Origin of the sequence: Caballeronia sp. RCC_10, assembly GCF_041360715.1 — a bacterium.
GTDB lineage: Bacteria > Pseudomonadota > Gammaproteobacteria > Burkholderiales > Burkholderiaceae > Caballeronia > Caballeronia grimmiae.
In genome coordinates, this window is the sequence record NZ_JBFUPT010000022.1 from 1 (window position 1) to 11,149 (window position 11,149).

Genomic DNA, 11,149 nt, shown 5'->3' on the forward strand with positions numbered 1-11,149 from the left:
GTTCTCGATGTTCCATGGCACACCTCACAGAGCAAGTATGCTCTTTTCAAGGTCTCCACCGAACGTGGGTAAGATCATGACGGCCGCCACCGGCTTCGTGATGATATCGGGCATCTGGTGGGTCTACTTTGACAGTTTTCACCTGCTGACCAAACAGAAGCTCGCGACCGGCCATTCGGTGCTGTACTCGCACTTTTTTGTCTTCATCAGCCTGTCGATTGAAGCGAGCCTGATCCGGCACGCGACGCTGGACGACATGATGCTATCCGATTTCCGGGTACTGTCGGTCATCGGCGCGGTCTGCTTTTTCATTGGCAAGCAGTACGGCTATTTCATGGAGCGGCCCGAGTTGCGGCGCCAACTGGTCGTCAACACCCTGATCGTCTTCGTGTTGACCGGGTTTGCCCTCCTATTGCCCAAAACCGGTTACATCTTAGTCGGTCTTACCGCTGCGGTGATTTGTTATGCCTTCCTCAGTCTCAGATACCTGAACGTCCCGCGCCAGCGTCACGACCCCCCGCACGACAGCGCTATCACAGGAGACTAGTCATGAGCGACACCGCATGTTCTTTAGTCACGATGCGCGGCTGTGCTATCAAGGCCTGTTGCGAAGAGATGGTGCTAATGGACGATCTGCCACTTCCGACAGCCGCTATAACTTGTCGGACATGCAAGTGAAGGGGGCATGGTCCGGCCCGGCGCGGTTAGGTCTCGTTCCGCACGTCAACGCGCCGGTGGCTGATTTGCCAGTGAGTTGAGTCTTGGGAGCCGTCCTTTTCACTGCCGACATCACACTTCCGTATGGAAGAATTTTGCATGACTACTTTGACGAGTAGAGTCGCACGTCCGTCGCGGTTCAACCAAGGGCTCGGGAAGTGAAAAGCGAATTGACCGGCGGCGGGAGTCGGCGGAACGGCCGCTTACCGCTACCCGTGAGAGGCAGCAAGTGGCCGACATCGCCCCATCCGGCGACCGAGTCGTCTCGTGGCGTTAACGTCTTGCCTCACACGCCTTCGACGAGAACGGCGCGATATTGCGCACCCCGGAACCGGTGCTGCGCAACCTCCTGATAGGCCGGGCTGTCGTACCACGCACGCGCGGCGGCGGTAGACGGAAACTCCACGATTACGACCCCTTCCGGCGCGTCCCCTTCGAGCACCTGCTGCGGTCCGTAAGCAGCCAGGATCTTGACAGGATGACCTTGGAAGGTCTCGCTGACCTTGCTTTGGTACACATCCAACTCCCGCTGATCTTGCGTGCTTTCCCTTGTAAACACAATGTAAGTCGCCATCGCGCTGCGCTCCTGATATGGACGTTAAGGTACGCTCAATAGTGCCATGAAACCAACAGGACCCTGATTTACAACGTCAGCGGAACTGAGTCGCCTGGGACTCCGCCAAGGCGTTATCGACGTTGCTAAAGGGGGTTCATAAGCTGCCGGAGGATGACCCATGAAACCCATATCCGTGAGGCGCCGTCTGCGCTTGCGGCTTGTCCACCGACCTTCAGCCGACTTTCACGCCGATTCGCTCAATGCTGGGTTGTTGATGATCTGCTTGATGACGGCCTCCATCAAGCCCGGAGAGCGGGCATTCAACTCAGCGCGACGCAGTGAATCTTGATGCATGGTGCCGGCTACGCGCGTGCGCACCAAGCCCGCTTCGCGCAGGATCCGGAAACGATGGGAGACGCTTGACTCAGGGCGGCCACCGTCAAGCTCGCCGCAGGTCGCCTCGTCGACCGTTGATAGTTAATAGTTGACGGACGATCTCGTGCTGATGTGCCGTCTGCCCTGAGAGTCATGCGTCTGGGCAGACGGCACGTTTGATTGGCCTTCTGGGCGCGAGCGCGTGTTGCTACACGCTGGAAGTGTGGCGGAGTTTCGATCGACGGCGGTCATCCGGCGGGCGGCATTCGCACAGCGTATAGGGATGTCGCCATTTGAAAGGCCAGCGTCAACGGGAAATCGACCCCGACTCGCAGGCGAGAACGACATATGTGTGTGACTATCGCGATGCACGTTGCACGCAGGCGTTTTCCTCATGTTATGGCCCGATCAGGCAGCACTTCGCCACGTGAAGACATCAGATGGCGCGGCATGTCCTCGCGGCATACTTAATGAACCCGTTGCCGCCGCGCATGGTGGGACCGTCAACGCTCAATTCGAGCATACTGTCCGATACCTATGTTTAGCGAGAAACATAGTCTGTGCAGCGCCTGAGTCGGTCCACTTCACCTCCAAGACACTCACCTATACGATGGTCAACCTGCGCCACTAACAGGTACGGCAAGGGGCATATGCGTAGCTGAAAATATTGGTGAGTGCAACAACCCTTGCCCGCTATAACTGAAGCCGTCATTTTTATGGAGTGCATATGAAAGCAGTTGTCTATAACGAGTCGGTTCCGCTCGGTTCGCCGGATGCCCTGACCGACACCACGTTGCCCGAGTCCGAGCCCACCGGATACGACCTGTTGGTGGAAGTTCATTCGGTCTCGGTGAACCCGGTCGATACCAAGATCCGTGGCGGCGTGCTGCCGCCCCCAGTGGTACCGAAGGTGCTGGGCTGGGATGCGTCCGGCGTGGTGCGCGCCGTGGGCGACAAAGTTACCCTGTTCAAGCCGGGCGATCCCGTCATGTACGCCGGTTCGCTGCTGCGGGCGGGTACCAACAGCGAGCTGCACCTGGTCGACGAGCGCATCGTCGGCCCGATGCCGAAGAGCCTCAGCTTCGAGGAAGCGGCCGCGCTGCCGCTGACTTCGATCACGGCGTGGGAGTTGCTATTCGACCGTTTGCAAGTGCCCGAAGGCAAAGACCCTGTCGGAAAGCTGCTGGTCATTGGCGGTGCCGGCGGCGTCGGCTCCATACTGATCCAGCTGGCGCGCCAACTGACCGGCCTGACCGTGGTCGCCACGGCGTCGCGGCCGGAACCCCAGGAGTGGGTACGCGAGCTTGGTGCCCACCATGTGATCGACCACACCAAGCCGATGCCGGCGCAGCTGCGAGGCCTTGGCATTGGCGAGGTCCATTACGTGGCGAGCCTGACCCATACCGACAAGCACCTGATTGAAATCGCCGAGATGCTGGCGCCGCAGGGGAAGCTTGGGCTGATCGACGACCCCGTGTCGCTCGACGTGCCGATCCTCAAGCCCAAAAGCATCTCGCTGCATTGGGAATTGATGTACACCCGCTCGATGTACCAGACCCTGGACATGATCGAACAGCACGATATTTTGGTCCGGGTCGCCGAGTTGGTCGACGCCGGCGTGCTGCGCACGACGTTGGCGGACCATTTCGGCACCATCAACGCGGCCAATCTGGGCCGCGCCCATGCCTTGCTCGAGAGCGGCAAGGCGCGCGGCAAGATCGTGCTGTCCGGCTTTTGAGATTTTGAGGAACGAGGTCCATGACGACTGTGTCGTGATCGTGGACGTCATCCACGTCCAGAACTTTACCCGTCAAACGCCGACTGAGCGGCGCTTGGCGAGGGTAAGGACGGGTGGTACGCAGACTTGCTCACCCCGCGTCCGCCGCCCTCGTGGCCGGAGCGTCCGGACAGATGCCGGATCGGCTTCCGTTGATCGGAGCGATAGCACTCTTGGGATTCGGTCAGGGCTGGGCGCTGCCGACGCTGGTGCGCTCGGTTATCAATCGCGCACCAGCGACCGGTTCCGGGATGATCGCGGGCATCACGAATTCGGCGTTGCAAATCAGCGCAGCACTGGGCGTCGCGGTCATCGGCGGCGTCTTCTTCAGTGTCGCAGGGATTTCACCGGATCGGCTGACGCTGGCCAGGGCACTGGTCGTCGCAATGATGTGCGTCGGCGGCAGTCTGACCGTTTCCGCCGGCCTGTCTATCGTCGCTTCAAGATCGAGCCATCATGCCGCTGCAAGGACCGCGCCTCGTTGAGCCCAGCCCGCCATCACTCGCGGCAAGGAGAATACCCATGCTCATTTCCGACGGCATGCACGGCGGGCCGCACCGTGCGACCGCCGCGGGGCGTGCTCCGGCGTCGATCTTGCCGGATGCAGGGCCTTGGACATGCGGGCGAAGATGGAACAGCTGGGGACACAAGGCGCGTTTTGCAGACCTTCCCTAATAAGTTGAAGACGGGTCTGAGTTTTGCAGGCTATCGCCGCGTCTGGGCAGGTTGCGTCGTCAGCGGGAGGGCCGAGGCATCATCCCCGTGAACGCCAAACGCGTGTATCGGATCATGCGCGTTCGCGGCTTGCTGCTACCACGCAGGTCCGCTCCACCACGGCCGCAGCGTCGGCACGATGGCAAGGTCGCAGTGGCGAAGAGCAACCAGCGTTAGTCTCCTGATGGCTCCTAGTTTCGCTGCGACAACGGCGGGCCACTGCGCGTGACCGCATCAACCATACGCTGCAACAGCAGATTCTCGCAATGTTTCCAATGGGCAGGGCAAGCTGGTTCAGAGCAATTCAGCATGCCTTACTGTTCCTGCCAACGTCGAAAGAATGCACGTACGATGCGCGCGATCTCGTCGGCTTTTTCATCAAGCGCGAAATGCCCTGCTTCCAAAACATTAACTTCGGCGTCCGGCACATCGGCGCAATACGCCTGCGTTTCGCTTAACACGAAGGACGGATCGTATTGTCCCCAGAGAATAAGCAGACGGGGCCGGTGCGCCCTGAGCCATGCCTGCCACGCTGGGTACGACGCGACGTTGTTCCTATAGTCGTAGAAGAGGTCGCTCTGTATTGAGAGCTGCCCCGGACGCGATAGGAAGGCGTACTCGTCGGCCCACAAGTCTGGCTCATAGAATTCGGCATTCGGACTTGTTCCAACGTGGCGATACCGCGCCGCCGAAAGCGACATCAGGTTCTGTTCGATGGCAGCCTGATGCGCTGCCCGGTCGCGCCAGAACGCGCGGCGAGTTTCCCACAGTGGCCCAAGTCCGGCCTCGTGGACTACCGCGTTCTGAACGATCAGCGACTGCACCCGCTTGGAATCAGCAAGGGCGAGCCGGAACCCGACTGGTCCACCGTAGTCCTGCAGGTAGAGCGAGTATGAACCCAGGCCGAGCGCCTGGACGAACCCCCTCATGACCTCGGCGATATGATCGAACGTGTACGAGAACTCGCGCGGATCGGGGGCATCACTGTGACCAAAACCCGGGTAGTCCGGGGCGATAAGGTGGAATTCGTCACCCAACCTTCGAAGCAGCGGCTCATACATTCGCGACGATGACGGAAAGCCGTGCATCAGGAGCAGCACGCGCCGATTGTCCCAGCCTGACTCCCGATAAAAAACCGACAAGTTCTCGACCTTGATGGACCGATATCGCACTAGCATCGTATTTCGCTCCTCTATGTCAGTTCGACAAACGACATGCACCGTCCTAAGGGGAGGCCATCACTCCCACCGTGAGGCGCTCGAGTACCGATGCCAGGATCATCGCGTTCGCATTGGATACGGCGGCGCTTCGTCTTGGCACGTAGACGGCGTCACCGAGCCTTATCGGCAGCCCGCTCATCGCACAATGCCCCGTTCTGCGCGCAACTGCTGTCCTCCATGCCTGGTCTGGATAACAACAACGCGTGGCATCTCGCCAGTAGAGCGTCGCGGTGCTCGCTGTCGGGCGGTCCACAACGCTGATGAGAAGGGAATCGCCGAACGCGCCTGGACCTTGTTGATTCACCTTCACAGGTACAGTGAGCGTGGCGCCATCCCACGATGCACGCATCATCGCGATGGTTCGCGACCAAGGGTCTCGCGTCTTCGTGCCTGTTGGCATCCTCTAGTCCTCAATTAAGAATCGTTAGAAGCGCGCGGGCCGGTTCGGCAGGCATTGGGGTGGCACGCTATGCCTCGCCGCCGCCATTGATGCACCGTTGAGCGCCATCAACATGGGAAGCCGCCGTCATTGGGGCGTTCTTAAGTGGACGGGACGGATGCAGGCCCATTGCATCAGCGCCAACGCATCCATGACCGTCGCACCCGTCTACCTGACACGGCTGCGCGCCTTTCCAAAGTGCCTTTCATGCAAAGGTCCGGTCAGCCGCCGAACAGATGAGCCGTCCGACCAGCAACGTCTGATTACCGTCACTCCCGCAATAGCCGTGACGTGATTCTCACTTTCATCGGACTTCCCCATCGATCAGCCGGGGCACGTGTGCAGGGTTCGCCGCTCTAAGGGCTTCCGGCAACAGCTCGTCTGGAAACCCCTGGTAGCACACGGGCCGAAGAAAGCGCTCGATCGCGCTCATGCCGACGGACGTGAACCGTGAATCCGACGTTGCCGGAAAAGGCCCCCCATGAATCGAGGCATACGACACTTCTTGCGGATGCGAAAACGCATTGACGACAATGCGCCCTGTCCGTCGTTCGAGTACCGGGAGAAGACGTGCGGCAAGCGCATAATCGGCGGGTTCAATGTGCATGGTCGCGGACAGCTGTCCACGCAACTGCTTAGCGATCTCCTCCATCTGCCCGAAATCCGTTAAGCGAACCAGAAGCGCTGCCGGGCCGAACAATTCCTCCGAAAGCGACGGCACGTCGAGCAATTGCGCTCCTTCGACCTGAAAGAGAACCGCTTGCCCCTCCCACGGCCCCCGTTCGTCACCACCTGTTGCGATGCGCTCCGCCCCAGTGCCTGCGCGCCGCTCGACGCCTTTCCGATACGCCACGTTTATCGCTGCTGTCAGCATGGTTCGCGCGTGCATTGCCTGCACGCGCGCTATCATCGCGTTCCGCAACTCGTCGAAGCCGGCACCGGTAATCGCAAACAGGATGGCAGGCTTGAGGCACGCTTGCCCGACGTTGACGAGCATGCGTTCGGCGAAACCATCTCCGATGCCAGCCGCTCGCGCGGCAAGCGCCGCCGGCAAGACGAAAGTCGGATTGACGCTCGTCATTTCGGTGAAGACGGGGATAGGATCCGAACGTTGCTGTGCCCGCCGGAATAGCGCCATGCCTCCAGCCTCCGACCCAGTGAACGTGACCGCCTTGATGAGCGGATGATCCACCAGCGCCTCGCCGATTTCGTTGCCGCCGCCACGCACCATCGAGAAGACGCCGCTGTGCAGGCCCATATCCTTGACTGCCTGCGTAATCACGCGACTCTCGAGTTCCGATGCGCCAGGATGCGCGTTGTGCGCTTTCAATATCACCGGACAGCCAGCGGCCAAGGCGGATGCCGTATCTCCTCCTGCTACGGAGTAGGAGATTGGAAAGTTGCTGGCGCCAAAAATGGCAACCGGCCCGAGCGCGATTTTCTGCATGCGATGATCCATCCTCGCGCGCGGCTGACGCTCGGGCAACGCGGGATCGATCGTCGCCTGACGGAACCGGCCTTGCCTGACCAGGGCGCCGAACTGGCGGAAGACTGTCGCAGACTTGATAATTTCCGCTTCGATCTGAGCGATTGGCAAGCCCGTCTCAAGCGACGTGCGTTGCGCCAATTCCTCCTTGATCGCCTCTAGCCCATCGGCGATGCGCGCGAGGAACAAACTTCTTCGTTCGAGGGTCGTGGTGTTGTATGTGTCGAATGCTTCATCGGCGCACCGCGCGGCGCGGTCAACTTCAGCCGCACCGCCAAGAGAAAATGACGGTTCGATGTGCGCGTTGCTTGCTGGATTCAAGGCTTTCATCGTCCCGGCCGTCCCGCGTACTTCGTCACCGCCGATAAACAGATTCCCAGTGAAGTCCATGCGTACTCTCCTTGCAGCGTGCGCGCTGCGTTGCGTCAGTGCAACTGTGGCCGAGCATTGCTCATTAAGGATTCTTGTAGATAGGTCCCAGTCCAACCACGGAGTCGTCCGGAGTGGAGTAACGCGAAGGCGTTTGCATACTGCCGCTCGCACCGCCGACAGAACCTAACCCGGAATTGCCCGCCGCTTGTTGGTCGCTCGTTTGAGCCGACGCAAGCGCGGGCGCGGCGATGAGCGCCGCGATAATCAATTTCTTGACGAGCTTCATCACAAGGTCCTCCAGTTTCACGGAAACGATAATTCGCTCCGTGGTGCTCCTGCTCCATCGACATTCTTTACGACCTGGCGACGCCCGCCCACCGCAACATCGCGCAACGCATGAGCGCGTCGCATAAGCGAACTTTCGTCAGCGCACCGACCGAAAGCTCGCGCGGATTTCCTCAGCGAAGGTTTGTGGCTGTTCCCACGCCGCGAAGTGACCACCCTTCGGCAGGCGGTTGTAGTGAATCAGGTTGACGTACGCATTCTCGGTCCAGCTTTTCGGGGCCGCGTAAATCTCGTCGGGAAAGACGCTGACCGCCACTGGAATCGAAACATGCTTCGGCTCGAAGAAGTTGAGCTTGTTTTCCCAGTACAGGCGCGCGGACGATGTCGCCGTGCGCGTAAGCCAGTACAGCGTTACGTTATCGAGAATGTCATCGCGCGTAAGCCCTTCTTGCTGCCCCTCGAACACGCGGGCGATTAAGGCCTGACTGCTAGCATCGTGGTCGAGCATCCATGCCGCCAGACCAATTGGGGAATCTTCGATGCCGTAGAGTGTCTGCGGCCGATTCGCCATTTCGAGCGCATATCCGAGTCCGTGCTTGTAAAAGAAATCGAGCTGATCAAACGCGTGCTTCTCGTCCGGCGAGAGACCGGCCGGCGCAGCCTCTCCATACTTCAGCGCCTTCGCGATATTGTCGGGGACCGTAGCAGGCATGTTCGTGTGGATCGCGACCAGCCCAGGGGGCTTAAGCAGCGCCATCTGCTCGGTGACGGCATTGCCCCAGTCTCCGCCTTGCGCAACGTACCGCGAATAGTCAAGGCGCTGCATCAGGACGACCCACGCGCGCGCGATGCGCACGGGGTCCCAGCCCGTCGTGATCGGCTTCTCGGAAAACCCATAGCCGGGTAGCGAGGGGATCACGACGTCGAAGGCATCGGCGGCCGCCCCGCCATGCGCGAGCGGGTCGGTCAGAGGCCCGATGATCTTCAACTGTTCAACGATCGAGCCAGGCCATCCATGCGTGATGATGATTGGCAATGAATTGGGCTGTCGTGAACGCACGTGAATGAAGTGGATATCCAGCCCGTCGATCGAGGTAACGAACTGCGGCAATGCGTTCAATCTCGCCTCGACCTTGCGCCAGTCATACGCTGTCGTCCAGTACCGCGCGACACTTTGCATCGTCGCAATCTGAACGCCCTGCGAAGAATCGTTCACCGTTTCGCGCGTCGGCCACCGTGTCGCCTGAACCCGGCGTCGCAAGTCGGCCAGCTCCGCGTTGCTCGCGTGAATGCGCAGCTTGCGGAGGCCGGCTTTGTCGTCGGCTGAGGATTGCGAGATTTGCACCATGGGCGCGGCCGTCGTATCAGCGAACGCCCCGCGACTCCATGCACCCGCAGCCAGCACAGCGGCTGCCGCACCGATGAAGCCTCGGCGTGAAGCGGTTCGGAGGAAGTTGTCGTCGAGCATGCAAGCTCCTTTGCTGCAGTGTTGGTCCGTAAGCAACCGATTACGCGCCGTCCGTGGCTTCGAGTGCCGCAATCAGTTCCGCCGTCGTCACAATCTCGTGTGCGAACGTCGGCCCGTTGAGTTCGTGCGCGGCACGCATCATCTCGCGTGTGAAGGCGGCGGTCGCATCGCGCACAAGCGTGACGTGATACCCCAGTTCCATCGCGAAGCGGCCCGTACATTCAACGCAGGTGTTGGCCAGCAGCCCGATCAGAATCACATGCGTGATGCCCTGCTGTTTCAGTTGAAAATCAAGGTCCGTGTTAGCGAAGCCGCTCTGCGCCCAGTGTTCTTTTATGATGATGTCATCGGCACTTGGCAAAAAATCTGGGTGCCATTGCCCGCCCCACGTTCCCTCTTCGAACGTATGGCGCTGCTGAATGCGCCGCTGCGTCGGATTTGGATGATTCCAATTCTCGTAATCGCCCGGTCGCCATCGCCGATGCGGCACGTGCAGTACTTGCACGCGCGCGCGGCGCGTGGCGGCGACAATCGCGCGCATATGGTCCAGCAGGCCAACGTCTTCGGCAATCTCTTTGACCATTGGAAAAATCTTGCCGCCGTCAGAAAGAAAGTCGTTGTACGGATCGATCAGCAATAGTCCTGTGCGCTCAGCGCAATAAGAATGATCGGCCATTCTTTTCTCCGGTTTGAGCGTCACGCGCTCTTCGCACGATGGAGCACCTCGACAATCTGACTGCTGAATCGTTGATCGCCCGGCTCGACATCAGGCGACAGGCGGGCGGTGACCTCCTGAAGGACCCAGCGGTTGCCGTCCGGATCGCTGAACATCGCGAACGACCCATAGCTTTTCCGACCTGGACTCGCGCCGCTTAAACGTCCCTTTCCGTCGGCTCGGTGAAAGACACCGCCTGCATCGTGAAACAGCTCGCTAACTTCGACTCCGCGACTCAGGAGCTCCATACGAGCAGCAACGATGTCCGAAACAACTAAGTAATGTCCGCGCCCGGAGCCTGGAGCAGCGTCGGTCACGTTCTGGCCGAAGATGACGGAGCACTCCGAACCGGTCGGTGTGAACTGGACGACGCGATAGCCATCGTCGGTTTTGAAGTCGACGTCGAGCCGCCACCCAAGACCACCATAGAACTGCTTCGCGCGGTCGGTGTCCGACACTGGGATGACGACGATCTCGAGCTTCATGTGGAGACTGTGCTGATTCATCGTTGGCTCCTTGCTTGCGTTGTCTCGTTCGTCGATGCAGAGCGGCCTGTCGCTCAAACGCTATTGATCGTGAACCGGACTAATGCCCCGGCTCACTAACCGTCAGCCGGTTGTCGACACGACCCACGCCGGCCACCTTTGACGCCGCTGCGCCGGCGGCCTCGATCTGGAATTGATCCGGCGCGCTACCGGCAAGCGTGACGGTGCCACCGCGTGAGACAACGCTAATGCGGGAAGCATCTAGCCCGCGCGTCTGCGTGAAGGACTGTCGGACGGCGTGGCTCAGCGCACGATTGTCCGCCCGGACCTGTTTTTTGGTAGGCGCATCAACGCCGGTGGTAGAAATATCAGCAGCGAAGGCCGTTGGCATTTCCGCGAGCGACGTCGCGGAGAACGCCGTCACGGCCGCCATGGACAGGATGAACGCTCGCGTTTGCATGCCTTGGCTCCTGAGGGTGACGACCCGGCGCGTGACGCAAGGGTCGGGAATCAGGCTCTATTACAGGCATTTTTTTGCTG

At 60.2% G+C, this 11,149-nt stretch carries 12 protein-coding genes and 1 pseudogene; 4 read left to right on the forward strand and 9 right to left on the reverse strand.

Annotation, left to right across the window (positions count from 1 at the left end; all coding sequences use genetic code 11):
* The coding region (locus tag AB6804_RS25815; RefSeq protein WP_370888846.1) for a low temperature requirement protein A at positions 1 to 547 on the forward strand (547 nt) is incomplete at its 5' end.
* A 456-nt stretch (positions 548 to 1,003) separates the two neighbouring features.
* Here the strand turns inward: AB6804_RS25815 and AB6804_RS25820 are convergent.
* Positions 1,004 to 1,291 (reverse strand): DUF1330 domain-containing protein, encoded by a 288-nt coding sequence (locus tag AB6804_RS25820; RefSeq protein WP_370888847.1) that lies wholly within the window; start codon positions 1,289 to 1,291, stop codon positions 1,004 to 1,006.
* 1,084 nt (positions 1,292 to 2,375) lie between these two features.
* On the opposite strand from AB6804_RS25820, the gene AB6804_RS25825 reads away from it, so the two are divergent.
* From AB6804_RS25825 to AB6804_RS25835, 3 genes and pseudogenes are all read left to right on the forward strand, one after another.
* Positions 2,376 to 3,386, forward strand: a complete 1,011-nt coding sequence (locus AB6804_RS25825) for a zinc-binding alcohol dehydrogenase family protein (protein WP_370888848.1) — start codon at positions 2,376 to 2,378, stop codon at positions 3,384 to 3,386.
* Positions 3,387 to 3,538: 152 nt separating this feature from the next.
* Entirely contained in the window at positions 3,539 to 3,910 is a 372-nt protein-coding gene (locus AB6804_RS25830) for a hypothetical protein (protein ID WP_370888849.1), read from the forward strand.
* A 218-nt stretch (positions 3,911 to 4,128) separates the two neighbouring features.
* Positions 4,129 to 4,421 (forward strand): annotated as a pseudogene (locus AB6804_RS25835) (IS3 family transposase); the annotation flags it as partial.
* Positions 4,422 to 4,453: 32 nt separating this feature from the next.
* Here the strand turns inward: AB6804_RS25835 and AB6804_RS25840 are convergent.
* From AB6804_RS25840 to AB6804_RS25875, 8 genes are all read right to left on the reverse strand, one after another.
* The gene (locus tag AB6804_RS25840) at positions 4,454 to 5,317 is read right to left on the reverse strand and encodes an alpha/beta fold hydrolase (RefSeq protein WP_370888850.1); all 864 of its coding nucleotides are present in this window, start codon (positions 5,315 to 5,317) and stop codon (positions 4,454 to 4,456) included.
* A 46-nt stretch (positions 5,318 to 5,363) separates the two neighbouring features.
* The gene (locus AB6804_RS25845; RefSeq protein ID WP_370888851.1) at positions 5,364 to 5,759 is read right to left on the reverse strand and encodes a DUF3331 domain-containing protein; all 396 of its coding nucleotides are present in this window, start codon (positions 5,757 to 5,759) and stop codon (positions 5,364 to 5,366) included.
* 343 nt (positions 5,760 to 6,102) lie between these two features.
* Positions 6,103 to 7,674, reverse strand: a complete 1,572-nt coding sequence (locus AB6804_RS25850; RefSeq protein ID WP_370888852.1) for an aldehyde dehydrogenase (NADP(+)) — start codon at positions 7,672 to 7,674, stop codon at positions 6,103 to 6,105.
* Positions 7,675 to 7,738: 64 nt separating this feature from the next.
* The gene (locus AB6804_RS25855) at positions 7,739 to 7,942 is read right to left on the reverse strand and encodes a hypothetical protein (RefSeq protein ID WP_370888853.1); all 204 of its coding nucleotides are present in this window, start codon (positions 7,940 to 7,942) and stop codon (positions 7,739 to 7,741) included.
* A 138-nt stretch (positions 7,943 to 8,080) separates the two neighbouring features.
* Entirely contained in the window at positions 8,081 to 9,409 is a 1,329-nt protein-coding gene (locus tag AB6804_RS25860) for an epoxide hydrolase family protein (protein WP_370888854.1), read from the reverse strand.
* A gap of 40 nt (positions 9,410 to 9,449) precedes the next feature.
* The gene (locus AB6804_RS25865; protein WP_370888902.1) at positions 9,450 to 10,085 is read right to left on the reverse strand and encodes an isochorismatase family cysteine hydrolase; all 636 of its coding nucleotides are present in this window, start codon (positions 10,083 to 10,085) and stop codon (positions 9,450 to 9,452) included.
* A 20-nt stretch (positions 10,086 to 10,105) separates the two neighbouring features.
* The gene (locus AB6804_RS25870) at positions 10,106 to 10,630 is read right to left on the reverse strand and encodes a VOC family protein (RefSeq protein WP_370888855.1); all 525 of its coding nucleotides are present in this window, start codon (positions 10,628 to 10,630) and stop codon (positions 10,106 to 10,108) included.
* A gap of 79 nt (positions 10,631 to 10,709) precedes the next feature.
* A complete protein-coding gene (locus AB6804_RS25875; RefSeq protein ID WP_370888856.1) occupies positions 10,710 to 11,069 on the reverse strand; it encodes a BON domain-containing protein in 360 nt (119 codons plus the stop codon).
* Positions 11,070 to 11,149 lie beyond the last annotated feature (80 nt).